The sequence below is a fragment of the Mesorhizobium sp. INR15 genome (assembly GCF_015500075.1).
In the GTDB taxonomy this organism is placed as follows: domain Bacteria; phylum Pseudomonadota; class Alphaproteobacteria; order Rhizobiales; family Rhizobiaceae; genus Mesorhizobium.
In genome coordinates, this window is sequence record NZ_CP045496.1 from 1,220,651 (window position 1) to 1,245,533 (window position 24,883).

The following is a 24,883-nucleotide window of genomic DNA, read 5'->3' on the forward strand; positions in this document are numbered from 1 at the left end:
CCGAATCGGCCGGCTCAGTGGGAATGAATTGATGTTCGAACGCGTTCTATCATTTCTGAAGGACTTGCCGAATGGCGCCGGTGCCCGCCCCAGTGCGGATGATCCGCGCGTCGCCGCGTCGGCCCTTCTCTATCATGTGATGAACGCCGATGGCGTGCGTCAGGACGTCGAGTGGGAGCGGTTCAAGGCGGTGCTGGCGCAAAGCTATTCGATCAGCGGTGAGGAACTCGAAGCGCTGGCCGCCGCCGGCGAGCGGGCCGACAATGAGGCGATCGACCTCTATGCCTTCACCAGTGTGCTGAAGCGCCATCTCGACGCCGACGCGCGCAAGGCCTTCATCGGCCTGATGTGGGAAATCGTTTATGCCGATGGCGAGCTGCACGAGTTGGAAGACAACACGGTGTGGCGCGTCGCTGAACTGATCGGCGTCGAGCGTCAGGATCGCGTCGATGCACGCCGCAAGGCAGCGGCGCAGGCGCCTGGCGCGACCGGAACGTCAAGCGACGAATAGGATCTCGCCTGCCCATGCCGCCCAGAACGCGTTCGAAGCCAAAGATCCTGATCGTGCTGCATCAGGAGAATTCGAGCGCCGGGCGTGTCGGCCATATGCTTCTGGAAGAAGGCTTCGATCTCGACATCCGCCGGCCGCCGCTTGGCGACACACTGCCGGAAACCCTCGAAGGCCATGCCGGCACCGTCGTGTTCGGCGGGCCGATGAGCGCCAATGACGAAGATGAGTTCGTCCGCCGCGAGACCGACTGGCTGAAGATTCCGCTGAAGGAGAACTGTCCGTTCCTTGGCATTTGTCTTGGCGCGCAGATGCTGGTCAACCATCTCGGCGGCAAGGTCGAGGGGCACGGCGAAGGTCTGGTCGAGATCGGCTGGTATCCGCTGAAGGCGACCGAAGCCGGCAGGAGGCTCATGCATTGGCCCGACATGGTCTACCAGTTCCACCGCGAGGGCTTTTCACTGCCCAGGGACGCAACGCTGCTGGCGACCGCCGACGCCTATCCCAACCAGGCGTTCCGCTATGGCGACAATGCCTGGGGCATCCAGTTCCATGGCGAGCTGACAAGGGTGATGATGCAGCGATGGGTGGTGCGCGGTGCGCATCGCTTCGAATTGCCGGGTGCCCAGCCCGGCCGCGACCATCTCGGCGGCCGGCTGATCTGGGACATGCATCTGAAGCGTTGGCTCGACGAGTTCTTGCGGACGATTTTCGGCAAGCCGGCGGTGCGGTAGCTCGATTTCCTCGAATTGCTATTTACGGCTCGAGCACCGGCCGCATGAAGCTGCGCTCATAGCTGAGAATGCTGCGATTGCGCTTTTCCGTTTCAAACACTTCCTGGCATTCCGGGTCGGCGGCCATGCGCTTGCGATAGTCCTCGTAGGCGGCGAGGCTCGGGAAGCTGAACATGGCATAGGCGATGTTGTTGGCTCCCTCGCTCGGAAGGAAATAGCCGTGATGGTTTCCGCCGAGGCGATTGACGAGACCTATCCAGCGGCGGCCGTATTCCTCGAACTCGGCAAGCTTGTAGGGGTCGATGACATATTTCAGGTGACAGGTGATCATGACAGTTCCTGTGATTTGGATGAGACATGCCGGCGGTTAGCCAGAAAAAGCATCAGTTTCTGCCATTGAGGTGGCGTACCTTGCGCAGCTGCGGGAACAGTACCATCCACAGGCCGGCGACCGCGATGGCGCCGATGCCGCCGATCACCACAGCTGGAACCGTGCCGATCAGTGCCGCCATCGTGCCGGCGCGGAATTCACCGACTTCGTTGGAGGCGCCGACAAAGACCTGGTTGACGGCGTTGACGCGGCCGCGCACATGGTCGGGCGTCCAGAGCTGGATCAAGGTCTCCCGGATGTAGACGCTGAACATGTCGGTGGCGCCAAGGAAGGCAAGTGCCACGATCGACAGCCAGGTGATGGTCGACAGGCCGAACAGCACGGTGAAAGCGCCGAACAGGCCGACAAAGCAGAGCATGATCATGCCAGCGTGATTGCGGATCGGATGGCCAGCCAGCCAGACCGCGACGCAGATGGCACCAACGCCGGGAGCCGAGCGCAGCAGGCCGAGGCCCCACGGGCCGAGCTGGAGGATGTCGCGCGCATAGATCGGCAGCAGTGCCGAGGCGCCCGACAAAAGCACGGCGAAGAGATCGAGCGAGATGGCGCCAAGCACTATCTTCTCGCTCCAGATGTAACGGAAGCCGGCGAACAGGTTCTCCAGTGTCGGCTTCTCGGCTTCGGTGTGTTGCGAGGGCTTGGGGATGGTGAAAATCAGTGCTCCAGCCGCAAGCATCAGCACGGCGGCGGTGCCATAGGCGGCTTCCGCCGACACGCCGTAGAGAAGGCCGCCGGCTACCGGCCCGACGATGGTGGCGGTCTGCCAGGCCGATGAATTCCAGGCGATCGCGTTGGCGAAATCCTCAGATGGCACCAGGTTGGCGAACAGCGAGGCCGAGGCCGGGCCAAAGAAGGCACGGGCGGTACCGAACATGGCAAGCACGATGAAGATCGGCAGTGGTCCGCTGATGCCGCGCACGGTCAAGACCAGCAAGGTGAGAGCGGATATCGCCTCCACGACCACTGCAATCGCCATGATCAGGCGGCGGCCGAAGCGGTCAGCGACGACGCCGGTGACCAGAACCAGCAGCAGCGAAGGCAGGAACTGGACGATGCCGACCAGGCCGAGATCAAGTGGATTCCGGGTCAGGTCATACATCTGCCAGCCGACCGCGACGGAAACGATCATGGTGGCGAATGTGGTGAGGAACCGCGCCGCCCAGTAGCTCAGGAACGAGCGGTGACGAAACGCGGCGTAGCGCTGATCAGGTGATATCTGTTGGGAATTCATGCAGTAAGGCCCCGTTGCGAAGGCAACACTTTTTTGGTCTTCGCATCGCGCTTTCCGAAAATCGAAACCGATTTTCGGGCCGATGCGATGGCCGGCGGGGCACTTCCCGGATGGGCGCTGTTCCGGCCAATGAAACTTGTCAGAGTTCGCTGCGCATATGCGGCAAAATCAGCGCTGTATCAAGAAATTTTCAGGCTGTTCGACCGGCCGCACGAGGATGTTACTCCCTGACTGCCGCCGAAATGGCGTCGAGACCACCCCTGAGTTCAGCTTCGGTCGGCCAGCCAAAGCCGACACGGAAGAAGCGTTTTGGCATTTCGAACCAGTGGCCCGGCCCAACATAGGTGCCATGATTTTCCAGCAGGTTCACATAGAACCGGTCGAGGTCGAAATCGGGATCGACATTCAACCGGGGGAAGCCAACCACGCCGCCCTCTGGCCGCACCCAGTCGACCAGCGGCTCGCCGTCGATCCAGGCCTGCACGATGTCACGGCGTTTGGTCATCTCGGGCAGCAGTGTCGCCAGGAAAGCGTCGCGGCGCTGCAGCATGCCGCGCGCAATGCCCTCGTCGATGACGCTGCCGCAGATGCCGATCTGTTCCTTGGCGGCAAGGAATTTTTCCTGGAGGTCGGGATCTCGCGTGATCAGCCAGCCGATGCGGATGCCGGGAATGCCGAAGGCCTTGGACAGCGATGAGACGCTGATCGCGCGTGGGCTCAGCGAGGCCGCCGATGGCAGGCGCCGGCCATAGGAGAGGTCGCGATAGGTCTCGTCGACCAGCAGATGGCAGTTCCGGCTTTCCGCCAGCGTCACCAGCGCATCGAGCGCTGCCTCGCTCATCATCGTGCCAGTCGGGTTGTGCGGGCAAGTGACGCTGATCAGCCGGGTGTTCGGCTGCATGGCCGCTTCGATGCGGGCAACATCGATGGCGAAGCCGTCCTTGAAGGCCAGATCGACAAAGCTGATGGCGCAGCCGATCGCCCTAGGGGTTTCGATGTTGGTGGCATAGTTCGGCCTGATAACGACGAGATGATCGCTGGCGGACAGCAGCGAGGTCGAGATGATGAACAGGGCGCCGGCAGCGCCGGCGGTGACCAGCACGTCGTCGGCTGAGATGCCCTTGTCTTGCGCCGCTATCAGCGCCCGCAATTCCTTGTCGCCGCGATGCTCGCCATAGAAAAGCGTCAGATCGGGCAGGGACAGGCCAAGGTCGGAGAGCTTCTGGTCGGCGATCGAGCTTTCCGAGAGGTTGTAGCGGATGCGGTCGTAGCCGTATTCCTCGGGCGCCTCTTTCTCGATCACCATCCTGGTGTAATTCATCTTTGCCCCTCCCAGAGCCTGGTTCCGTCCAAGCCGTAAAAACATCGAGCCTGCCATGGCGCAATTGCCGGCAGGCTCACAAAATCCGATCTTGTATTGCCGTGGAGCGTGCGCCCTTCCGGGCAATGCACTCCGGCATCTCGACTATACGCATCGGCCCGGGAATCGATACCGATTCCCGGGCCGATGCGTTGGGCCAGTGCGTGTGGGTTTAAGCCGAGGCCTTGGCCTTGCGCGCCTTGGCGGGAGCTTTGACGGGAGCCTTGGGGGCGGCCTTGCGGCCGAGGCCAATCGACTTGGCCAGCAACGAGCGCGAGGCGGCATAGTTTGGCGCCACCATCGGATAGTCCGAGGGCAAGCCCCACTTTGCGCGATAGGCGTCCGGCGTCAGGCCGAAATGAACGCCGAGATGGCGCTTCAATGATTTGAACTTCTTGCCGTCTTCCAGGCAGATGATGAAGTCTGGCGTCACCGACTTCTTCGGGTTGACCGCTGGCACCAGCGGTACGGCCTCTGGAACCACCGGCTGGCCAAGTCCGCTGATCGAGGCGGCGACGCTGGCGATGAGGTCGCCCAGGCCGGCGGCGGGCAAGCGGTTCTTCTCGACGTAGGCGGACACGATGTGAGCGGTCAGCTCGAGAAGGTCGATGTCTTTGCGAGCGTTGTTGCTATCGTCGGTCAATCTATTTTCTCCGTCTATCCTCATGAATCCGGAAGTCGGTATTGAGTTTCGGACCATGCACAAAATCAAAGCGCTACAGCAGCCCTAGCCTAGCCCATAAAGGGCAGGCGGCGCTGTAGTGCGGTGGCACTCGTAGTCGGCAAATCTGCTTAGCGCAATGATATAGGGCTATGCCACACGTTATTTTGAACAACTATACTGAGTTGTCACAATATCAGACGATCAGCGCCTTGTCGCGCCACAGTCGAAATCCGCCTTCGAATGCGCGCGTATTGTCACCGCGCCTGCTGTCGGCGGGTAATTCGTCAAGCTTGTCGACGTTGCCGCCGCCGATGACGACATAGTCCGGCTGCAGCGCGGCGCGAAGCCGGTCGACCACGTCGAAGACCGATTTGCGCCATTTCTTCTTGCCGCGCTTTTCCAGGCCGCGTTCGCCGACATAGTCCTCGAAGCTCATGCCTTTCTTGTAGGGAAGATGCGCAAGTTCCATCGGCTGGGCGACGTTGTCGGCTATCATCGCGGCACCCAGACCGGTGCCCAGGCCGAGAAACAGCATGCGGCCGCCCTCATAGCTGCCGATCGCCTGCATCATGGCATCGTTGACGACTTTCACCGGCTTGCCGAACGCCCCGGCGAAGTCAAATCCGGCCCAGCCCTTGCCGAGATTGGCGGGGTCCGTCACGGGCCGGTTGTGGTTCACCGGGCCGGGATAGCCCATGGACACGACATCGTAGGACAGGCCATCGGCAAGCGTCTTCACCTTGTCGATCATCTGTTGCGGCGTCAGGTCCGGCCCAGAATCGGTTCTGCGCTCCTCTCCGCCGGCGCTGGTGAGGATCTTGACGTGCGAGCCACCGATATCGATCGACAACACGATCTTTTCGGCGTCCGCCACGGTTTGCTTCACGGCCTTGCTCATGGTGTCATCTCCTAGAAATCACTTGACTGGATTGATCCAGCCATTGGGCGGTCCGAAGGTGGCCATGGCGTCAACCGGCCCCCAGGTCTTGAGCTCATAGAGATGCGGCGGCGTGGTGTCGCCAAGCACCGGGCCGACGATGCGCCAGGCAAGTTCGCTGGCGTCCTGGCGGGTGAACAGCTGACCGTTGCCGTTCATGGCGTCGCCGATCAGCCGCTCATAGGGCGGCATGTCGCCCTTGCTGTCATCAAGCGCCGTCAGCTCGACCTGTTCGCCGATCATGTCGTCGCCGGGCGCCTTGCGCTGCGCGCCGATGGCGATCATCACCTGCGGATCGATGCGGAAGCGCACGTAATTCTGGTCGGCGGGCTTGATCGGATCGAAGACATCGAGCGGCGGCCGCTTCAGCCGCACCACCACTTCGGTGACATGCACCGGCATGTTCTTGCCGGCACGGATGAAGAAGGGCACATCCTGCCAGCGCCAGGTGTCGACGAAGAAGCGCACCGCGGCAAAAGTCTCGACCGGGGAGTTCGGCGCCACGCCCGGTTCGGCGAGGTAGCCCTTGAACTGGCCGCGCACGACATCGTCCTTGGCCAAGGTGCGGATGGCGCGCAGCACCTGCACCTTCTCGTCGATCAGGTCGTCGGCGGAACGGCCGACCGGCGGCTCCATGGCCAGCAGCAGCAGGATGTTGAGCAGATGGTTCTCGATGACATCGCGGATGCAGCCGACATCGTCGTAGAAGCGGCCACGTCCCTCGACGCCGAAATCCTCGGCCATGGTGATCTGCACGCTCTCGACGTAATTGCGGTTCCAGATCGGTTCGAGGAAGGAATTGGCGAAGCGGAAATAGAGCAGGTTCTGGATCGCTTCCTTGCCGAGATAGTGGTCGATGCGGAATATGGACTGTTCGTCGAAGACCAGATGCAGCACCCGGTTCAGCCAGCGTGCCGATTGCAGGTCATGGCCGAAAGGCTTTTCCACCATCAGCCGGGCGCCATGCGCCGTGCCTGACTGCTCGAGCCCCTGGACGACGGTTTCGAACATGGTCGGCGGCACCGCCATGTAGTGCAGCGGCCGCTGCGCGGTGCCAAGTGCGCTTTTCAGCTTCTCGAACGTGGCTCCATCCCTGTAGTCGCCGCTGACGTAGCGCAGCATGGAGGCGAGTTTGGCGAAGACCTTCTCGTCGATCGTGCCGAAGGCATTGACGATGCCGTCGCGGGCCCGGTCCTGCAATTGCTTGAGGTCCCAGGCGTCGAAAGCAACGCCGATCACGGGCTCGGTGAGTGTGCCCTTGGCAACCATGGCGTAGAGGGCGGGAAAGATCTTCTTGTGGGCGAGGTCGCCGGTCGCTCCGAAGAGCACCAGCGTATCGGACCGTTCCTGGCTCATATGCGTATCTCCCCTTGCACTCTCACGACTTCGGCTTTTCGACATGGCCGCCGAAGGCGAAGCGCATGGCCGACAGGAGCTTGTCGGCGAATTCGGATTCGCCTTGCGAGGAGAAGCGGTCGAACAGGGCCGAGGACAGGACCGGCGCCGGCACGCCGGTGTCGATCGCCGCCTTCAAAGTCCAGCGGCCTTCGCCGGAATCCGAAACCCGACCGCCGAAATTCGCCAGCGAGGGATCGGATTTGAGCGCGCTGGCCGTCAGGTCGAGCAGCCACGAACCGATGACGCTGCCATGCCGCCAGACCTCGGCGACATTGGCGAGGTCGATGTCGAACTGGTAATATTCCGGGTTCTGCAGCGGGCTGGTCTCGGCGTCGGCGTCGCGCTTGACCTTGCCTGAATTGCCGGCCTTGAGGATGTTCATGCCTTCGGCATAGGCGGCCATGACGCCATACTCGATGCCATTGTGGATCATCTTGACGAAGTGGCCGGCGCCGCTCGGGCCGCAATGCAGGTAGCCGAAGGGCGCGGTGCCTGCGGCCTTGTCGGGGGCGGGCGCACCGGGATCGGCGCCAGGCGCCAGCGTGGCGAAGACCGAATCGAGATGCTGGACGGCTTCGTCGGGACCACCGATCATCAGGCAATAACCGCGATCGAGACCCCAGACACCGCCGCTGGTGCCGACATCGACATAGCTGAGGCCCTTGTCCTTGAGCTTCGCTGCCCGGTCGACGTCATCATGGTAGTAGGAATTGCCGCCATCGATGATGATGTCGCCAGGTTCCATCAGCGCCGCTACCTGATCGACGATCTTGCCGGTGATTGCCGCCGGCAGCATCAGCCACACGCAGCGCGGCTTGGCGAGCTTGCCGACGAATTCCGCGAGGGAGGCCGCACCGAGAGCGCCATCGGTCACCAGGGCCGCGACGCTGCCGGGATTGATGTCGTAGACGACGCATTCGTGGCCGTCGCGCATCAGGCGCCGAACCATGTTGGCGCCCATCCGGCCCAGTCCCATCATTCCGATTTGCATGTTCTCGTCCTGGTTTCTCGAGGGGTTGGAAGGTCTGCTGGTCAGTCGCCGATCGTCACGGAGAAGTCGACATTCTCCCAATCACCGGTGTCCGGCCAGAAAAAAGTGAAAGTGAGCGTGGTGCCCTCGGCGAGGCCGGCCATGGGCAGATCAGCAAGATGAATGCCGAAGGCATTCTCCTTTGTCTCGCTGTCATGGGCCGTCGCCCAGGTGTCGGTGCTCCAGTGGACTGTCGCCCGGGCGGGCAGTTCGACGCGCAAGGCCTTGCCGGCCGGCAGCGTGCGGATCTTGCTGTTGAAGCGCCATAGCCTGAGCGGCGAGGTGGTCTTGCCCTCGACGTAGCGCTTTACGCCTTGCCGCGGCATGTCGAAAACCGCACCGTCGCGTAGCGAGCGCAACAGCTTGATATGCTCCGAATGCGCCCAGACCAGCGGCATGGCACTGCCTGAAGGGCCACCGTACAGCAATTCGCGCTCAGGCATGTCCGGCTGATCCCAGACCTGCTCCGGCAACAGGCCGCTGGGGCCGGCGGAGCCTTCCAGCGCCGCCAGCAGTCTGGCAGCCTCGGCCTTGCGGCCCGCCGCAAGTTCATAGTGCGCGCGCTCGCCGGCCAGCAGGGGCCAGGGCCGGCCCTGGCCGGTTCCGTCAAACGGGGCGCCATCCTCGTGCTCGCCATAGCCATCGCCATTGTAGCGATACCAGAGCGGCCCTTGCGGCAAGTCGCGGCGCAGCTGCGCGTCGATGACCTTGACCGTGTCGACCATGCGCGGGTCGTCAGCGGCCCTGAGGCCGAAGCGTACCAGCGCCAGCGCGTCAGGGCTGACGATTGCCTCGGCCGGGCGATCGGTGTCGCCGGGCGGCCGGTTCTTGATCGGAACATAGCCGTCCTTCGGCGATGCGGCGTCGGCGCTGTCGGGCGGCGCGATGCGGACGTAATAGCCGTTGACGCCGGCCTCTTCGCACGCAGCCGTGGCGGTGACATAGGTCCAGCGCTCGATCTGGTCGTTCCAGACGTCGGCGGTTTCGCGCAGATAGTTTGCCGACTCGGCCTTGCCGCAGATATCGAGCATGTCGGCGGCGGCCAGCAGTGCCGCGATCTCGACCGCAAGCGTGAAGGGGCTATAGCCGGCGTCCTCTTCCCAGCGGTCCTCGCCGGTGACCGGACCGTTGCGCGCGACATAGGACGCGGCGCTCTCCATCATCGGCAGAAAGGCGAGCAGCTGGGCGTGGGGCAAGTGGCCTTCGCGGCGCAGTGCGTCCGCAAGCAGCAGCGGAAAGGCGCATTCGTCCATTTGCAGGCCGGGCCAATAGGGGGTGCCGTCGAGCCAGAGGTTCTGCGGCCAGTGTCCGTCCGGCTGCTGGATGGAGCGCAGATAGGAAAGGATCTTCACCGCGGTTGCCGGGTCGCCGGCGGCGAGAAAGCCGCCCGCCGTCTCGACCAGGTCGCGCGGCCAGACCAGGTGATAGCCGCCGAGGTCGTCGTCGCCTTTGTTGAAGCCCCAGGGGATGGACAGGCTGGCGACGGCCGCGCCGGGCACGGCAATCGAGCGATGCGTCGCCAGCACGGCAGTGCTGACGCGGTAGCTGTTGACCCCGGATGCGGCCTGTCGATCCAGCTGTAGCAGGCCTGCCTGCCATTCGCGCCATTTCTGGACATAGGATTTTTCGGCGGGCCCGAACCCCCGCTTCAAGCTGGCGGCGGCATTTTCAGCGGCCTCATCGGGCGTCGCGCCAAAGCCCAAGGCCAGCAAGGCCTTTGTCTTCGTGGCGGAAAAGCCGATCTCGCCGGTCAACGCGACATTGCCGTCCTCGGCCCGTTGGCAAGCCGGATCGAGCTGGCCGGCCTGATGCAGTTGCTGCCAGCCATCGGAGAAACCGACATAGCCGGCCGAGCAGGTCCGCCAGGGCAGTGACGAGGCAAGTGCCAGGCAAGTGCCGCGCCCCGACGCGAACAGCATAGGCTTGCCCTTGTGATCCCCGATCCAGGCGGTGTTGCCCATGCCGGCATTGACCAGATGCGGCGCCAGCAACGCGTAGACGCGGTAGTCGCCGGCAGCGCCCTTGAGCGGCGTGAAGGTGATTTCCTGCAGCAAGGCCGGACGGGCCGGATCGGCCAGCACGCGCTTGTCGATGCGGTAGGCGCCGTCGGTCGCGGTGTTGACCAGCCGGTAGGCCGGCACCCCATCCTCGAACGGCTCGATGCTGTGCGTGGCGTCCCGCTTCTCCTCGGAGAAATATCCGTCCGGTCCGGTGACGATCAGGCCGAGGTCGCGCGTGCAGGCGCTGTCGACGCGCGGATAATAGATTTCGTTGAGAATGCCGTGGCTTATCGTGAACCAGACCTGGCCGGCCGGCGAAAGCGAAGTTCCGACGCCACTCTTGGCGCTTGACGTCCAGCGCGCCGGAATTCCCGGGGCGCCTTGAGCAACAGTCGGCGTCACTGCCATTCCATTCGGTCTCCTGGACCCTTCCCTAGACCAGGACGCGAACCCTTTTCAATCATTGCACCGCAAGTTGATCGCCCGAGGCGGTTGGCGATTGATGTTGACAGCCCGCTGCTCATTCTGCATTTGTCTGATAATACATAAAAAACAGGAACGGGAAGATAGCAGCCTTCAACAGCCAGTAAGACCATCACTCTTGGGAGGAGTAACATGAAGAAACTATTCGTCTTGGGCACGCTTGCGGCGGTGCTCGCGGCCGGTACGGCCATGGCCGACACCAGCGGCAAGAAGATCGCCTTCTCGAACAATTATGCCGGCAATTCGTGGCGCCAGGCGATGCTCGACAGCTATGGCATCGTCACCAAGAAGGCCGTCGCCGACAAGGTTGTCGGGGCCGCGGACATCTTCACCACCGCCGACAAGGAGGTGCCGACGCAAGCCGCCCAGGTGCAGAACCTGATCCTGCAGGGCTATGATGCGATCGTCATCAACGCCGCTTCGCCGGATGCGCTCAACGGCGCGATCAAGCAGGCCTGCGATGCCGGCATCGTCGTCGTGTCCTTCGACGGCACGGTGACAGAACCTTGCGCCTACCGCGTCGTTGTCGACTTCAAGGACATGGGCAAGCAGGAAATCGAGCAGATGGCCAAGTTCCAGCCCAAGGGCGGGAATCTCCTGGAAATCCGCGGCCTTGCCGGCACCTCTATCGACGATGCCATTCATGCCGGTATCCTCGAAGGCGTCGCCGCCCATCCCGAATTCAAGATCGTCGGCTCGGTCACCGGCGACTGGGACCAGACCACGGCGCAGAAGGCGGTGGCGACCATCCTGCCATCGCTGCCCGACGTCGTCGGCATCGTCGACCAGGGCGGTGACGGCTACGGCGCCGCACAGGCCTTCGCCGCCGCCGGCAAGCCGCGCCCGACCATCATCATGGGCAACCGGCAGGACGAGTTGCAGTGGTGGAAGGAGCAGAAGGACAAGGACGGCTACAAGACCTGGTCGGCGTCGATCGCGCCCGGCGTCTCGTCGCTGGCCTTTTGGGTGGCGCAGCAGGTGCTCGATGGCCGCAAGGACATCCCGCACGACCTGCTGGTTCCCTATCTCGCCTTCACCCAGGACGATTTCGAGACCGAGCTGCCGAAAATCGTCAAGGGCGGCGTCGCCAGCCACGAATACAGCCAGGAGGACGCCGTCGCGGCCATCAAAGCCAACATCAAGTGATGGCTGAACGCTGTTGCCGCCCGCATCGTTGACTGGATATCGTTGAGCATGCCTGAGGCCAGCGCTGATATCGCCAAACAGGGCGGCGCCGAAAAACAATTCGGCGCCGCCAATACCGAGATAGTCAGACTGGACGGTGCCGAAAAACATTTCGGCGCGGTCCGGGCGCTTGCCGGCGTTGATTTCGGCGTCCGTGCCGGTGAGTGCGTCGGTCTGGTCGGCCATAATGGCGCCGGCAAATCGACACTCATGCATATGGTGGCGGGCACGCTGATGCCCGACAGCGGCCAGATCAGCGTGCATGGCGGCATCGAGGAGAACTATTCGGTATCGCGGGCGCAGAAGCTCGGCATACGCTGCGTGTTCCAGGAATTGTCGCTGTGCCCAAACCTCAGCGTCGCCGAAAACACGCGCATCAACCATGCCTCGCTGCGCGGCTTCGGCTGGCGACGCCGTGCCGCCGATCTCATTGCCGCCAAGCTCGACGAGATTTTTCCCGGCCATAGTATCTCGGCAGCCGACATCGTCGGTGATCTTTCCATCGGCCGTCGCCAGATGGTCGAGGTGGCGCGTGCCTTCACGGTCACGCATGACCGTCTCGATCTTGTCATTCTGGATGAACCGACATCCTCGCTCGACTCCCACACCGCCGGCCAGTTGCTGGCTTTCGTCCGCCGCTTTGTCGCCAGCGGCAAAAGCTGCATCCTGATCTCGCACGTGCTGGGCGAGGTGCTGTGGAATGCAGACCGCATCGTGGTGATGCGCGACGGCAAGGTCGTCGTGACCGATGAGGCGGAGGCTTTCGATCGCGAGAGGCTGGTGACGGCCATGGGCGGTGCCGAGGCGCGCGAGAAGGCCGTTGAGAGCGCTGCCGACAGGCCGCCAAAGGGGGCGCTCAGCGTCCGGGCCCGCCCCTCGCGCCAGCAGGATGACAAGGAACTGGTCGCCCATGCGGGCGAAATCATCGGCCTGGCCGGCTTGGCCGGGCATGGACAGACCGATCTGCTGCTGGCGATCTTCGGGGCCGCCGCGCGCGCCAGAACCGGCATCGAGGTCACGGCGCCGGTGGCGCTGGTCGCTGGCGACCGGCAGTCGGACGGCATTTTTCCGCAATGGTCGATATCGGAGAATATCGGTATCCGTTCGCTGGCGCGCCTGCGCGGCGGCTTGCTGATCTCGCCACAGCGCGAAGCCGAGCTTGCGGCTTTCTGGCAAAAGAAGATCGGCATCCGCACGCCCGACATGAACAACAACATCTTCTCTTTGTCGGGCGGCAACCAGCAGAAGGCGCTGTTTGCGCGGGCGCTGGGATCGGATGCGAAGATCGTGCTGATGGACGACCCGATGCGCGGCGTCGACATCGGCACCAAGCTCGAAGTCTACGACCTTGTGCGCGAGGAGGCGCGCAATGGACGCACCTTCCTCTGGTACACGACCGAAACCGAAGAGCTCGACAATTGCGACCACATCTATGTCTTCAAGAACGGCCGCATCGTCGCCAACCTGCGGCGCGACGAGCTGACCGAGGAAAAGATCATCCAGTCCTCGTTCGGCGACGCAGCCTGAGATGACGGCTGTACCCGTCGACAATGGATCGAAGAATTCCGAACGCGGCGCAGCGGCTCGGGCACGGCTATTGCGCGGCCTGTTACCGGCGCTGTCGCTGGTGATCGTGCTGATTGCCATCGCCTGGCTCAACCCGCGTGCGATCAGCTATTTCGGCTTCAGCCTGATGCTCAACCTGGCGATCCCGATCGCGCTGGCGACGATCGCGCAGATGTTCGTCATTGCTGGCAACGAGCTCGACCTGTCCATCGGCACCTTTGTCGGCTTCGTCGGCTGCGTCACCGCCACCTGGCTGAAGGACGCGCCTTTGCTCGGCGCCGTCATCCTGCTCGGGTCGATCGGTATCTACGCACTGCTCGGCGCGCTGATCCATCTGCGCAACCTGCCCTCGATCGTGGTGACGCTGGGCATGAGCTTCGTCTGGCAGGGCCTCGCAATCCTCGTCCTGCCGAAGCCCGGCGGCAAGGCGCCAGACTGGCTGCTTTCGGTCATGGCGTTCAAGCCGCCCTTCGTGCCGTTCCCAATCGTTGCCGCGCTGGTCATCGGCCTCGTCGTCCATTTCGGCCTGATGCGCACCTCCTATGGCGTGATATTGCGTGGCTCGGGCGGCAATCCGGCGGCGCTTGGCCGTGCCGGCTGGTCGCTGCTCAAGACCAAGATCGTGCTCTTCGCGCTGGCCGGGCTGTTCGGCGTCTTATCCGGCATGGCGCTGATCGGCATCACCACCTCGGCGGACGCCAATATCGGCAATGGCTACACATTGCTGGCGATTGCCGGCGTCATTCTGGGCGGCGGCGAATTCGTCGGCGGCCGGGTGTCGCCGATCGGCGCGGTCATCGGCGCGCTGACTTTGGCGCTGGCGGCATCGCCGCTGCTGACTTTCATGCACATTCCGCCGGACTGGCAGGTGGCGGCCAATGGCGCCATCCTGATCATCGTGCTGGCGGCACGGGTGCTGATCAGCCGCAAGGAGAGGTGAGCGATGCCATCGCTGAAAACGCTGCTCACCAAGCCATGGATCTGGTCTTTTGCCGGCGCCTTGCTGGTGTGGCTGGCGACCATCATCTTCACCGGCGGCCATGGCGCCGGCGGCATGGTTACGGCAGCACTTTCGCTGGCCGTGTTCACCGTCATTGTCGGTGTCGGCCAGATGTTCGTCATCACGCTCGGCCCCGGCAATGTCGACCTGTCGCTGCCGGCCAATATCGGCCTCGCCAGTGCTGTCGCGATGAAGGTGATGGACGGCAATGACTCGATGATCGCGGTCGGGCTTCTGGCGGCGCTGGCCTGCGGCATGGCGATTGGCGCCGCCAATTATCTCTTGATCTGGGCGCTGCGCATTCCGCCGATCATCGCCACGCTGTCGGCGAGTTTCATCATCCAGTCGATCGACATCAGCTACGGGCGCGGGCTTCAGATCAAGCCGCCGCCCGGCTTTGCCGATTTCGCCAACTGGCAGGTGCTGGGCATTCCGGTGCTGGCGATCCTCACCGTGTTGTTCACCATCGGCGCTGCAATCGCGCTGCAGCGCATGGTCTATGGCCGCTCGGTGCTGGCGATCGGGCAGAACATCCGCGCGGCTTGGCTGGCGGGGGTTCCCGTCGGGCGCATCCGCTTTCTCACCTACACGCTGTCAGGCGCGCTCGGCGGCATCGACGGCGCTCTGCTCGCCGGCTACTTCCGTGGCGCCAATGTCGATATCGGCAACGAATATCTGCTCGCCTCGATCGCGGTCGTTGTCATCGGCGGCACCTCGGTGGCGGGCGGCAAGGCCAATGTGCCCGGCGTCTGGGGCGCGGCGCTGTTCCTGGTGCTGCTGTTGACGATGCTCAACACATTCGGCGTCAGTGCCGGCGTGCGGCTGTTGCTGACAGGGCTGATCATTGTGGGGGTGATTACGGTGGCGGGAGGTCAGAAGGCACTGCGGTAGGGCACCTTCGTCATCCTCGGGCTTGACCCGAGGATCCATGCCACGACCTCAGCCGAGGAATGCTGCGGAACACGATAGTTAGCCGATCGCCGGGGGCGTGAAGAGCAGCACTTGAACCGCGGCAACGCCTTGATGTCGCGGCATGGATCCTAGGGTCTGCGCCGCGTCGCTACGCTCCTTGCTCCGCCCTAGGATGACGAGGTTACGACCTGCAAATGCCTGGCCAGCATCAGCCGTAGTTCTTCCAGCACCCCATCGCGCAGCCTTTTCTCGCCAACGAGCGCCAGCGGGATGCGCATCAGCTGCGGCACGATGACGGCGAGCCGCTCGGCCTGGCCTGCCGGCAGCGGCGGGTCGGCCTGCGCGAACAGCGCTGCGATCTGGCCGCGCCGTGTGGTGCGCATCGTGCGCCGCCAGCCGTCGTCTCCGGGCAGATCAAGCAGCGCCGAATAGGCCGGGTGGGTGGCGAGGAAGTCGCCCAGCACGTCGAACAAGGCATCGGCAATGGCCGCCGGCGCCAGACCGCTGGCGCGCTCCCGCAAGGCCTCGAGCTGCGCGGACAGCGCTTCCGCGTGTTCGGCCAGAATGGCCTCCGCCAGCGCCTCCTTGGTTGGGAAGAACAGATAGAGCGTGCCGATCGCCGCACCGGCCCGCGCGGCGATCTCGGTCATCGTCGTGGCGTCGAAACCCTTCTCGACAAACAGCAGCGCCGCACTCGCCATCAGGGCAGCGACCCGCTCGCGGCCTCTTTTCTGTTGCGGTGCACGCGGATTCGCCACTGATGCTCTTGCTTTTTCCGAGGCCATCCTCATATTTCCAAACCTGAGACTATCCTCATATATAGCGCAAGCATTGACCATGCCAGCGCGTCCGAAAGTTGCCAGCATGAATGCCGCCGAACCGAAGCGCCCACAGAGCCACAAATGGATGGTTCTAAGCAACACCACACTTGGCATGCTGGCCGCCGCGATCAATGGCTCGATTCTGCTGATCAGTCTGCCTGCGGTGTTTCGCGGCATTGGCCTGAAGGCGCTCGACCCCGGCAACATCAATTATCTCTTGTGGGCAATCATCGGCTACATGATCGCAACGGCGGTGCTCGTCGTCGCCTTCGGCCGGCTCGGCGACCAGTTCGGCCGGGCGAAAATGTACAATCTCGGCTTCGCCATCTTCACCGCCGCGTCAATCGCGCTCAGCTTACTTCCCGGCCAGGGTGACTTCGCCGCCATCTACCTGATCAGCGTGCGCATCATCCAGGGCATCGGCGGCGCGCTGATCATGGCCAATTCCACGGCACTGCTCACCGATGCCTTTCCGGAGAACGAGCGCGGTTTCGCGCTTGGCATCAATGTGGTGGCGGCGATCGGCGGCCAGTTCGTCGGCCTGCTGATCGGCGGGCTGCTTGCCGATACCGACTGGCGGCTGGTGTTCTGGATCAACGTGCCGTTCGGCCTCGTCGGTACGGTCTGGGCCTATCTGAAGCTGCATGACACGCCGAACCGCTCCACCCACACGATCGACTGGCTGGGCAATATCAGCTTCGGGCTCGGCCTTGTGCTCATCCTAACCGCCATAACCTATGGGCTGCAGCCCTATGGCGATCGGGTGATGGCGTGGACCAGCCCCAAGGTGCTGACGCTTTTTGCCATCGGCATCCTGTCGCTGATTGCCTTCGTGGTCATCGAGCAGCGTGTCGCCAAGCCGATGCTCGACCTGAAACTGTTCCGCATCCCGGGCTTTGCCTATGGCAACATCGCCAATCTGGCGTCGGGCATCGCGCGCGGCGGGCTGCAATTCATGCTCATCGTCTGGCTGCAAGGCATCTGGCTGCCGCTGCATGGCTATTCCTTCGAGGAGACGCCGCTGTGGTCGGCGATCTTCATGCTGCCGCTGACGGTAGGCTTCCTGATCGCCGGTCCGGTCTCGGGCTATTTCTCCGACCGTGTCGGCGGCGTGCCCTTCGCGGTCGGCGGCATGGTTGCCGGTGCGGCAAGTTTCATTGCGCTGATGGCGCTGCCCGCCGACTTCTCCTACACGGCCTTCGCCGCGCTGCTGTTCCTGAACGGTCTCGGCTCGGGCCTGTTCGTTGCACCCAATGCGACGCAGATCATGAATTCGGTGCCGGCGCGCGAACGCGGCCAGGCCTCGGGCATGCGGGCCACCACCACCAATGCCGGACAGGTGCTGTCGATCGGCCTGTTCTTCAGCCTGATGATCCTCGGCCTCGCCGCCAGCCTGCCGCAGAGCATGGAGGCCGGCCTGCTGGCGCAGCATGTGCCGCAGGCGGTCGCGCACCAGATCGCCAACATGCCGCCGGTTGCCAGCCTGTTTGCCGCCTTCCTCGGCTACAACCCGATGGGCGAACTCATCCCGGCCGATGTGCTGCACGCGCTGCCGCAGCAAAGCATCGACACGTTGACCGGCCACGCCTTCTTTCCCGAACTGATGGCGGGGCCGTTCAAGCATGGGCTGGTCTTCGCCTTCACCTTTTCGGCGGTCCTATACCTGGTCGCTGCGTTGGCTTCCTGGTGTGGTGGCCGCACCTTGGGTGCCGCGATGCCGGAATTGGCCACGGTTGAGGCCGCCGGCCGGCGCTAATCGCTGGAGCAGTTTCAGGAAAAGTGTGAAACGGTTTTCCGTCCGGAACTGCTAGATAACAACGAGATAGAGCAGTTCGGCGTTTCCTTGAAACGAAGAACTGCTCTAGGCCAGGCCGACATCCGGTTCCCATCGACGCCGCGGCACTGTAAATCCCCTCCGCGTGCCCGTGGTCGTTCAACATCAATGAGAGGTCTTGCTTGTCCGATTTCCTTGACGTCAGCCATGACGGCGATGTTGCCATCGTCACCATCGACAACCCGCCGGTCAACGCGCTCAGCTTCCACGTCCGCGAGCCGCTCATGCAGGCGCTGACCGCCTTGCGCGACAATTCCGATGTGGCGGCAATCGTCATCGCCTGCGCCGGGCGGACTTTCGTTGCCGGCGCCGACATCACCGAATTCGGCAAGCCGATGCAGCAGCCGGAACTGCGCGCCATCGTGGCGACGCTCGAGACCATCGCCAAGCCGACGGTCGCCGCCATCCATGGCACCGCGCTCGGCGGCGGCCTGGAACTGGCGCTCGGCTGTCATTTCCGTGTTGCCGATGCGCAGGCCAAACTCGGCCTGCCGGAGGTGAAGCTCGGCCTCTTGCCAGGCGGTGGCGGCACGGTGCGGCTGCCGCGACTGGTCGGTGCGGCGCAGGCGCTCAGGATGATCGTTTCCGGCACGCCGATCGGCGCGGAAGAAGCGCATGCCGCCGGCCTTGTCGACGCCGTCTTCGAAGGCGATCTGACCACGCACGCCGTGAACTTCGCCCGGGAGCTGGCGCGCAAGGGCGGGCCGTTCACGCCGGTGCGCGACCGCGATGAGCAGCTTGGGGAAACCGATCTCGCTGCCTTCGACGCCGAGGTGGCCGACCTCGCCAGGAAGGCGCGCGGGCTCGAGGCGCCGATCGCCTGCGCGCAGGCGGTGCGCAATGCGCTCACGCTGCCCTTCGACGAGGCGCTGGCCGCGGAGCGCGCGCTGTTCGTGACACTGGTCGGCGGCGACCAGTCGCGCGCCCAGCGGCATCTGTTTTTCGCCGAACGCGAGGCGGCAAAGCTACCCGGCAAGGATATCGTCAAGCGCCGGATCGCCCGGGTCGGCGTTATTGGCGCCGGCACGATGGGCGGCGGCATCGCCATGGCCTTCGCCAATGGCGGGTTTTCGGTCACCTTGCTGGAAACCAGCGACGAGGCCTTGCAGCGCGGCCTCGGCACGATCGACAAAAACTATGCCGTGTCGGTTACGCGTGGTTCTCTCACGGAAGAGGCCAGGCGTCAGCGGCTTGCCCAGTTCAAGGGCTCCACCGACTATGCCGATCTTGCCGATTGCGACCTGATCGTCGAAGCGGCGTTCGAGGACATGGCGGTCAAGAAGGAAATCTTCGGCAAGCTCGACGCGGTAGCCAAGCCCGGTGCGATCCTCGCCACCAACACGTCCTATCTCGACATCAACGAAATCGCCGCGTCGACCTCGCGGCCGCAGGATGTGCTCGGCCTGCATTTCTTCTCGCCGGCCAATGTGATGAAGCTGCTGGAGATCGTGCGAGCCGAAAAGACCGCGCCCGATGCGCTGGCGACATCACTCGACCTTGCACGACGCATCGGCAAGGTGGCTGTCGTCGTCGGTGTCTGCCACGGCTTTGTCGGCAACCGCATGCTGGCCGCGCGGGGTTCGGAATCGGAAGCGCTTCTGCTGGAAGGCGCGACGCCCAGCCAGATCGACAAGGCATTCACCGATTTCGGCTGGCCGATGGGGCCGTTCCAGATGGGTGATCTCGCCGGTCTCGACATCGGCTGGCGCAACCGCAAGGCGCGCGGCCAGACGGCTGTCATCGCCGATACGCTGTGCGAGCAGGGCCGTTTCGGCCAGAAGACCGGCAGGGGTTTTTATCTCTACGAGAACGGCGGACGCACACCCGTCCCGGATCCCGAGGTCGAGGCGCTCATTCGCGAGAAGGCTGCCGAGAAGGGTATCGCGCCGCGTGCGATTGGCGCCGAAGAGATCATCGAGCGCACGCTCTATCCGCTGGTCAACGAGGGCGCCAGGATTCTGGAGGAAGGGATAGCAACCCGCGCGTCCGACATCGATATCGTCTGGGTCAATGGCTACGGCTTTCCCATAGGCAAGGGTGGTCCGATGTTCTGGGCCGGCCTCGAAGGCGCCGCCAGGATCATCGAGCGGCTCGAACACTGGCATCAGCGGACCGGCAAGGATGTCTTCAAGCCGGCGCCGTTGCTCAAGACGATGGCCGAGACAGGCTCCTGGGGCGCCAGCACTACGGCCTGATCGCGATCCCGGCGAGGTGCCTGCTATCCCTGGTCCCTCGCCAATACGAAATCGTGCTCGACCTCCCAGAATGGGCCGGCAAATTCGAGCTCCTTGGCGCGTGCCGGGTCGTCGACCTGCTTGAATTCGGCGAGCAGGCTTTCCTTCACGCCAAACACCGCATCCGAGTTGATGTAGGGGTCGTCGGGGTCGAAGATGTGGGTGGTCAGCGTCTCGAAGCCGTCGGCTTTGAGGATGTAGTGGAGATGCGCCGGGCGGTAGGGATGGCGGCCAAGCGCGTTGAGCAGCTTGCCGACCGTGCCGTCGTCTGGGATGGGGTAGAATTTCGGCTTCACGGCGCGGAACCAGTAGCGTCCGTCCGCGCCGGTGCGGAAGACGCCGCGCAGGTTGAAGTCGGGCTGGATGCCCTTCTGCTGCACATCGTAAAAGCCCTCGTCATTGGCTTGCCAGACATCCAACACGGCGTTGGCGATCGGCTTGCCTTCGGTGTCGAGGATGCGGCCATGGATGAACATGTCCTCGCCCTTCTGGTCGAGGCAGATGTTGGCGCCCATCGGCAGTTCCGGGGCATCGGCGAGATGGAAGGGGCCGAGCACGGTCGATTCCGAAGCGCCTGACGGCTTGCGGTTGTTGATGGCGTCGACCAGCATCGAGACGCCGAGCACATCGGACAAAAGGATGAACTCCTGCCGCCATTCGGTGGACAGGTGCCCGGTCCTGGTCAGGAACAGAATGGCGTCGAACCATTCTTCCTGCGTCGGTTCGATTTCCTTCACCGCCTCATGCAGCTTGCGGGTCAGGACCTCCATCACCGCTTTCAGCCGTTCATCCCCGGAATTGCGGTTGCGGCCGGTGACGACCTCGACCGAATTCTCTTCGGTGAAGAAGCCTTTTTCGTGCGCTTCCATCGTTGGTCCTCACCTGTCCAGAATTGACGTCATCACGCGGCGCAAGTCGGCCGTGGGGTCGGCGCTCATTCCATCGCAGCGCCAGCCGACATGCTGGTCCGGGCGCACCAGCAGGATGCCGCTGTCGCGCACCTCGCGGGCGCGCGCCCAGTCGCCGGAAAAATCCTGCCAGGGCTGGCGCGGCCCGATCAGGTGACCTGCGATGCCGATGCCGAGCTCCTTGCCGACAATCTTCGCGGCGTCGAGCCAGCCTTGGCCGCCAATGCCTGTCAGCACCGTGAACGTGCCATGGCCGGTCAGATCGAGCGTCGAGGCCTTGTCACCCTTTTCCGAATGCACCCAGGCGTGCGGCAGGCGCGCACCCGGCCAGGAGGTCTGCTGATAATGGAGCTCGGCATCCTTCTCGAAGGCTGGCTCCTTCTGGCCGTCGGTGACGACCGCATCGGACTTGTAGCGCTGGTTCATCTCGACGCCATGCGCATCGAATTCATAGACCTTGGAGGCAAGGGTCTCGCGGATCTTCGCGCGCTGCGCCTCGGCCGCCGGCGTGTTGTCGCAGCGGGCATCCATGTTCGACTGCATCTTCACCGGATCGATGGAATCGAGCAGACCGAGCGCCTTGAAGATCGGGCCGAATTCCTCGATCGATTTGTTGGCGCGGGTGACGATCTGCCTGGCGACCGGCGCGCGCTCCTGCGAGTAGCTGTCGAGCAGCTTTGGGCCGGCCTTGCCCTTGATGACATGGGCAAGCTTCCAGGCGAGGTTGAAACCATCCTGGATCGAGGTGTTGGACCCGAGCCCGTTCGACGGCGGGTGACGATGAATGGCATCGCCCATGCAGAACACACGGCCTTTGGATGTCTGCGTCGCGTACATGTTGTTGACGGTCCAGGTCGATACCGACTGAATGTCGATCTCCAGTTCCGGGTCGCCGACAAGGTCTCGCGCCACCTTCCTGGCGAAGGCGTCGTCGACCTTCGGCGCCGGCTGGTTGATGTCGTAGCCCCAGACGATCAGCCACTCGTTCCATGGCCGGATCATGCGCACCAGGCCCATGCCGATGCCGCCGACATCGGCGCCCGGCTGCACCACCCAGTAGAGAACCGACGGGCGGTGGGCGACGTATTTCGACAGGTCAGCCTTGAACAGGATGTTCATCGAGCCGCCGACGCCCATCTTGCCTTCGAAGGGCAGGCCGGCATGTTCGGCAACCAGCGAATTGCCGCCATCGGCGCCGACCAGGTACTTTGAGCGGATGGTGATGTCCTTGCCGGTCAACCGGTCGCGGCAGGTCGTGGTGACGCCGTCGGCGTCCTGTACGTGAGAGAGGTATTCGGTTGACATGCGCGACTGGGTGCCGCGCGAACAGGCGGTCTTGAACAGCAACGGCTCCATGAAGGTCTGCGGCAGGTCGTTCATATGCGAGGGTGAGGACAAGAGATGCTCGGCGCGAGAAAGCGGATGCTTGCCCCAGCTGCGCATGCGGCCGATTTCCTCGCCGGCCAGCGAGGTGCAGAACACGTTTTCGCCCATCAGGTCCTGTTCGGTGGCGTGCATGTAGGCTTCCGCCTCGACCTCCTTGCCGAGGTCGCGCAGCACTTCCATGGTGCGCTGGTTGGTGATGTGCGCGCGCGGCGTCGCGGCCAGCCAGCGATAGCGGTTGATGACCATGTTCTCGACGCCATAGGTCGAAAGCAGTGCCGCGGTTGCCGAGCCTGCCGGCCCGGTGCCGATGGTCAGCACGTCGGTGGTGATGTCAGCCATGCGGCCCTCCCTTGGATGGATCTGATTTGCTTGACGATACAGGTCCGCCGGTCAGCCGGCGACGGATGGGAAACAGCTGGATGCCGGTGCGCTCGGCGAACAAGCCCCACAGGCCGCGCGGTGCAAACAGCATGATGGCAATGCCGATCAGGCCGAGGATCAGCAGATACCAGGAGCCGTAATCGGCCAGGATGTTGCGCAGGACGAAGAACACGATGACACCGACGACCGGGCCTTCGATGGTGCCGATGCCGCCGATGACGACGATGAAGATGACATAGGCGGTGAAGTCGACGACCGAGAAAGCGGCGTCCGGCGAGATGCGCGCCTTCTGCACATAGATGAGGGCGCCACAGAGGCCGGTGCCAAAGCCGGCGGCGAGATAGACCAGCGTCTTCATGCGGCGCGCGTCGACGCCCACCGAGCGCGCGGCTTCCTGGTTGTCGCGCACGGCGGCCAGGCCCAGCCCCTGTTTCGAGCGCAGCAGGCGATAGACGAGGCCGATGGTGACGATGGCGAGCAGCAGTGCCAGCCAGTAGGTGAGGATGTCGCTAGCGCCGGACGATTTGACGCCGAAGAGATCGCCGATCGGCTTCAGGCCCCACATGTCGCGTGTCGCCTCGCGCGGCAGTGAAGTGCCTGTGCCGCCGCCCAGCATCTTCCATTGCGCCAATGCCAACCGCACGACTTCGGCGATGACCCAGCTGCCGATAGCGAAATAGGCGCCCTGCAAGCGAAACAGGAAGAAGGCGGTGGGCACGGCCAGTAAGGCGCCGGCGACACCGGCCAGCAGGATCGACGGCAACGGGTCAAGGCCAGCAAGGATGACAAGCGCGAACATCGCGTAGGCGCCAAAGCCGACAAAGGCCTGCTGGCCGACCGAGACCAGCCCGGCGTAGCCCGCGAGCAGGTTCCAGTTCTGCGCCAGCACCAGCATGGTCAGGATGAAGAACAGGTCCTGCAGCACGCTGCGTGAGGCGAAGAGGGGGGCGGCGAAGGCGAGCAGGATGATGAGCGCGGCGACGATGGCGAACACGGACGAGGATCGTGTCCGCGTTTCAACCTTCCAGCGTGTGAGCGAGGCGTCGGTCATGGCGCTCAATCCACCGCACGCGGAAAGAGCCCGCGTGGCCTGACCAGCAGCACCACAAGGAAGGCCAGATGCCCGGCCAGGATCTGCCATTCCGGATTGATGGCCGCACCGAAGGTCTGGGCGATGCCGATGACGATGCCGCCGAACAGCGTGCCCCACAGCGAGCCGAGGCCACCGATGATGACGGCCTCGAAAGCATAGATCAGCCGAGCCGGACCGATGGTCGGATCGAAATTGGCGCGTGTGCCGAGATAGAGCGCGGCGATCGTCACAACCACCATGGCAATGCCAGTGGCGGTCGCAAAAATCCGCTTCGGCTGAATGCCCATCAATCCCGCGGTGACCGGGTCATCCGACGTGGCGCGGAAGGCGCGGCCAAGCGATGTGCGGTAGAAAAGCTGGTTGAGGCCGACGATCACCGCGATGGCCGAAGCGAGCGTCAGCAGCGGCATGACCCCGACATTGATCGGCCCGAGCGCAATCGAAGCGGATTCCAGCCCGCCGACGGAGATGCGGCGGCTGTCGGCGGTAAAGCCTTCGAGCAAGCCATTCTGGATGACGATCGAGAGGCCGAAGGTGACAAGCAGCGGCGGCAGGATGTCGGTGCCCAGCGTCCGGTTCAGCAGGAAGAACTGCAGCCCCCAGCCGATGGCGAACATCAGCGGCATGGCCACCAGCGCGGCGATGAAGGGATTGAGGCCCAAGGCGGAGACCAGCACAAGGATCAGGAAGGCGGCGAGCACGATAAGGTCACCATGCGCCAGGTTGACCAGTCGCATGATGCCGAAGACGAGGCTGAGCCCGGCAGCGAACAGCGCGTAGAGACCGCCAAGCAAAATGCCCTGGATGATGGTGTCGAGCCACGCCAT

Annotated in this window: 22 protein-coding genes; 9 read left to right on the forward strand and 13 right to left on the reverse strand. The window is 63.7% G+C overall.

What is annotated here, in order from left to right:
* The first annotated feature begins 31 nt into the window (after positions 1-31).
* Together GA829_RS05840 and GA829_RS05845 are read left to right on the forward strand one after the other, a co-directional pair.
* Positions 32-511 (forward strand): tellurite resistance TerB family protein, encoded by a 480-nt coding sequence (locus tag GA829_RS05840; RefSeq protein ID WP_195177602.1) that lies wholly within the window; start codon positions 32-34, stop codon positions 509-511.
* A 14-nt stretch (positions 512-525) separates the two neighbouring features.
* On the forward strand, positions 526-1,242 hold the full coding sequence (locus GA829_RS05845; protein ID WP_195177603.1) for a glutamine amidotransferase: 717 nt from the start codon (positions 526-528) through the stop codon (positions 1,240-1,242).
* Between the two features lie 22 nt (positions 1,243-1,264).
* On the opposite strand, the gene GA829_RS05850 is transcribed toward GA829_RS05845, so the two are convergent.
* Both GA829_RS05850 and GA829_RS05855 read right to left on the reverse strand, forming a co-directional pair.
* On the reverse strand, positions 1,265-1,573 hold the full coding sequence (locus tag GA829_RS05850) for an NIPSNAP family protein (RefSeq protein ID WP_195177604.1): 309 nt from the start codon (positions 1,571-1,573) through the stop codon (positions 1,265-1,267).
* A 52-nt stretch (positions 1,574-1,625) separates the two neighbouring features.
* Entirely contained in the window at positions 1,626-2,864 is a 1,239-nt protein-coding gene (locus GA829_RS05855) for an MFS transporter (protein ID WP_195177605.1), read from the reverse strand.
* On the opposite strand from GA829_RS05855, the gene GA829_RS05860 reads away from it, so the two are divergent.
* Positions 2,853-3,095 carry a hypothetical protein gene (locus tag GA829_RS05860; protein ID WP_195177606.1) on the forward strand — a complete coding sequence of 81 codons (243 nt, stop codon included), beginning with the start codon at positions 2,853-2,855 and terminating at the stop codon, positions 3,093-3,095. The two genes, GA829_RS05855 and GA829_RS05860, sit on opposite strands and share 12 nt — an antisense overlap.
* On the opposite strand, the gene GA829_RS05865 is transcribed toward GA829_RS05860, so the two are convergent.
* The 6 genes from GA829_RS05865 to GA829_RS05890 form a co-directional block, all read right to left on the reverse strand.
* Positions 3,085-4,185, reverse strand: a complete 1,101-nt coding sequence (locus GA829_RS05865; RefSeq protein ID WP_195177607.1) for a pyridoxal phosphate-dependent aminotransferase — start codon at positions 4,183-4,185, stop codon at positions 3,085-3,087. The two genes, GA829_RS05860 and GA829_RS05865, sit on opposite strands and share 11 nt — an antisense overlap.
* A gap of 211 nt (positions 4,186-4,396) precedes the next feature.
* Positions 4,397-4,867, reverse strand: coding sequence for a Ros/MucR family transcriptional regulator (locus GA829_RS05870; protein WP_308462329.1), 471 nt, complete (start codon positions 4,865-4,867; stop codon positions 4,397-4,399).
* A 214-nt stretch (positions 4,868-5,081) separates the two neighbouring features.
* Positions 5,082-5,786: an ROK family protein gene (locus GA829_RS05875; protein WP_195177609.1), complete on the reverse strand. Its 705-nt coding sequence runs from the start codon at positions 5,784-5,786 to the stop codon at positions 5,082-5,084.
* Positions 5,787-5,804: 18 nt separating this feature from the next.
* Positions 5,805-7,181, reverse strand: coding sequence for a glucose-6-phosphate dehydrogenase (zwf, locus tag GA829_RS05880; RefSeq protein ID WP_195177610.1), 1,377 nt, complete (start codon positions 7,179-7,181; stop codon positions 5,805-5,807).
* Between the two features lie 22 nt (positions 7,182-7,203).
* Entirely contained in the window at positions 7,204-8,214 is a 1,011-nt protein-coding gene (gene gnd / locus GA829_RS05885) for a phosphogluconate dehydrogenase (NAD(+)-dependent, decarboxylating) (protein ID WP_195177611.1), read from the reverse strand.
* Positions 8,215-8,255: 41 nt separating this feature from the next.
* Positions 8,256-10,661 (reverse strand): glucan 1,4-alpha-glucosidase, encoded by a 2,406-nt coding sequence (locus GA829_RS05890; RefSeq protein ID WP_195177612.1) that lies wholly within the window; start codon positions 10,659-10,661, stop codon positions 8,256-8,258.
* A gap of 207 nt (positions 10,662-10,868) precedes the next feature.
* On the opposite strand from GA829_RS05890, the gene GA829_RS05895 reads away from it, so the two are divergent.
* From GA829_RS05895 to GA829_RS05910, 4 genes are read left to right on the forward strand one after another with little or no spacing between them, the layout of a single operon-like run.
* Positions 10,869-11,882: a substrate-binding domain-containing protein gene (locus GA829_RS05895; protein ID WP_195177613.1), complete on the forward strand. Its 1,014-nt coding sequence runs from the start codon at positions 10,869-10,871 to the stop codon at positions 11,880-11,882.
* Between the two features lie 48 nt (positions 11,883-11,930).
* The gene (locus GA829_RS05900; RefSeq protein ID WP_195177614.1) at positions 11,931-13,448 is read left to right on the forward strand and encodes a sugar ABC transporter ATP-binding protein; all 1,518 of its coding nucleotides are present in this window, start codon (positions 11,931-11,933) and stop codon (positions 13,446-13,448) included.
* A gap of 1 nt (position 13,449) precedes the next feature.
* Entirely contained in the window at positions 13,450-14,427 is a 978-nt protein-coding gene (locus GA829_RS05905) for an ABC transporter permease (protein WP_195177615.1), read from the forward strand.
* A gap of 3 nt (positions 14,428-14,430) precedes the next feature.
* Positions 14,431-15,378, forward strand: a complete 948-nt coding sequence (locus GA829_RS05910) for an ABC transporter permease (RefSeq protein WP_195177616.1) — start codon at positions 14,431-14,433, stop codon at positions 15,376-15,378.
* 188 nt (positions 15,379-15,566) lie between these two features.
* On the opposite strand, the gene GA829_RS05915 is transcribed toward GA829_RS05910, so the two are convergent.
* Positions 15,567-16,157 carry a TetR/AcrR family transcriptional regulator gene (locus GA829_RS05915; protein ID WP_195177617.1) on the reverse strand — a complete coding sequence of 197 codons (591 nt, stop codon included), beginning with the start codon at positions 16,155-16,157 and terminating at the stop codon, positions 15,567-15,569.
* A gap of 79 nt (positions 16,158-16,236) precedes the next feature.
* Between GA829_RS05915 and GA829_RS05920 the strand changes: the two genes are divergently transcribed.
* Together GA829_RS05920 and GA829_RS05925 are read left to right on the forward strand one after the other, a co-directional pair.
* Positions 16,237-17,976, forward strand: coding sequence for an MFS transporter (locus GA829_RS05920; protein ID WP_210337732.1), 1,740 nt, complete (start codon positions 16,237-16,239; stop codon positions 17,974-17,976).
* Between the two features lie 200 nt (positions 17,977-18,176).
* Positions 18,177-20,249 carry a 3-hydroxyacyl-CoA dehydrogenase NAD-binding domain-containing protein gene (locus GA829_RS05925; RefSeq protein WP_195177619.1) on the forward strand — a complete coding sequence of 691 codons (2,073 nt, stop codon included), beginning with the start codon at positions 18,177-18,179 and terminating at the stop codon, positions 20,247-20,249.
* Between the two features lie 23 nt (positions 20,250-20,272).
* On the opposite strand, the gene GA829_RS05930 is transcribed toward GA829_RS05925, so the two are convergent.
* The 4 genes from GA829_RS05930 to GA829_RS05945 are packed head-to-tail and all read right to left on the reverse strand — an operon-like array spanning position 20,273 to position 24,883.
* Positions 20,273-21,157, reverse strand: a complete 885-nt coding sequence (locus tag GA829_RS05930; RefSeq protein WP_195177620.1) for an intradiol ring-cleavage dioxygenase — start codon at positions 21,155-21,157, stop codon at positions 20,273-20,275.
* Positions 21,158-21,166: 9 nt separating this feature from the next.
* Positions 21,167-22,921: an FAD-dependent oxidoreductase gene (locus GA829_RS05935; protein ID WP_195177621.1), complete on the reverse strand. Its 1,755-nt coding sequence runs from the start codon at positions 22,919-22,921 to the stop codon at positions 21,167-21,169.
* The gene (locus GA829_RS05940) at positions 22,914-24,014 is read right to left on the reverse strand and encodes a branched-chain amino acid ABC transporter permease (RefSeq protein WP_195177622.1); all 1,101 of its coding nucleotides are present in this window, start codon (positions 24,012-24,014) and stop codon (positions 22,914-22,916) included. The genes GA829_RS05935 and GA829_RS05940 overlap by 8 nt, the downstream gene beginning before the upstream one ends.
* A 5-nt stretch (positions 24,015-24,019) precedes the next feature.
* Positions 24,020-24,883: a branched-chain amino acid ABC transporter permease gene (locus GA829_RS05945; RefSeq protein ID WP_195177623.1), complete on the reverse strand. Its 864-nt coding sequence runs from the start codon at positions 24,881-24,883 to the stop codon at positions 24,020-24,022.

Bases quoted from the DNA above. Each gene is read 5' to 3' on its own strand.
- GA829_RS05840 (WP_195177602.1), top strand. From the start codon at position 32: ATGTTCGAACGCGTTCTATCATTTCTGAAGGACTTGCCGAATGGCGCC.
- GA829_RS05845 (WP_195177603.1), top strand. From the start codon at position 526: ATGCCGCCCAGAACGCGTTCGAAGCCAAAGATCCTGATCGTGCTGCAT.
- GA829_RS05850 (WP_195177604.1), bottom strand. From the start codon at position 1,573: ATGATCACCTGTCACCTGAAATATGTCATCGACCCCTACAAGCTTGCC.
- GA829_RS05855 (WP_195177605.1), bottom strand. From the start codon at position 2,864: ATGAATTCCCAACAGATATCACCTGATCAGCGCTACGCCGCGTTTCGT.
- GA829_RS05865 (WP_195177607.1), bottom strand. From the start codon at position 4,185: ATGAATTACACCAGGATGGTGATCGAGAAAGAGGCGCCCGAGGAATAC.
- GA829_RS05875 (WP_195177609.1), bottom strand. From the start codon at position 5,786: ATGAGCAAGGCCGTGAAGCAAACCGTGGCGGACGCCGAAAAGATCGTG.
- zwf (WP_195177610.1), bottom strand. From the start codon at position 7,181: ATGAGCCAGGAACGGTCCGATACGCTGGTGCTCTTCGGAGCGACCGGC.
- gnd (WP_195177611.1), bottom strand. From the start codon at position 8,214: ATGCAAATCGGAATGATGGGACTGGGCCGGATGGGCGCCAACATGGTT.
- GA829_RS05890 (WP_195177612.1), bottom strand. From the start codon at position 10,661: ATGGCAGTGACGCCGACTGTTGCTCAAGGCGCCCCGGGAATTCCGGCG.
- GA829_RS05895 (WP_195177613.1), top strand. From the start codon at position 10,869: ATGAAGAAACTATTCGTCTTGGGCACGCTTGCGGCGGTGCTCGCGGCC.
- GA829_RS05900 (WP_195177614.1), top strand. From the start codon at position 11,931: ATGCCTGAGGCCAGCGCTGATATCGCCAAACAGGGCGGCGCCGAAAAA.
- GA829_RS05905 (WP_195177615.1), top strand. From the start codon at position 13,450: ATGACGGCTGTACCCGTCGACAATGGATCGAAGAATTCCGAACGCGGC.
- GA829_RS05910 (WP_195177616.1), top strand. From the start codon at position 14,431: ATGCCATCGCTGAAAACGCTGCTCACCAAGCCATGGATCTGGTCTTTT.
- GA829_RS05920 (WP_210337732.1), top strand. From the start codon at position 16,237: ATGCCAGCGCGTCCGAAAGTTGCCAGCATGAATGCCGCCGAACCGAAG.
- GA829_RS05930 (WP_195177620.1), bottom strand. From the start codon at position 21,157: ATGGAAGCGCACGAAAAAGGCTTCTTCACCGAAGAGAATTCGGTCGAG.
- GA829_RS05935 (WP_195177621.1), bottom strand. From the start codon at position 22,921: ATGGCTGACATCACCACCGACGTGCTGACCATCGGCACCGGGCCGGCA.
- GA829_RS05940 (WP_195177622.1), bottom strand. From the start codon at position 24,014: ATGACCGACGCCTCGCTCACACGCTGGAAGGTTGAAACGCGGACACGA.
- GA829_RS05945 (WP_195177623.1), bottom strand. From the start codon at position 24,883: ATGGCGTGGCTCGACACCATCATCCAGGGCATTTTGCTTGGCGGTCTC.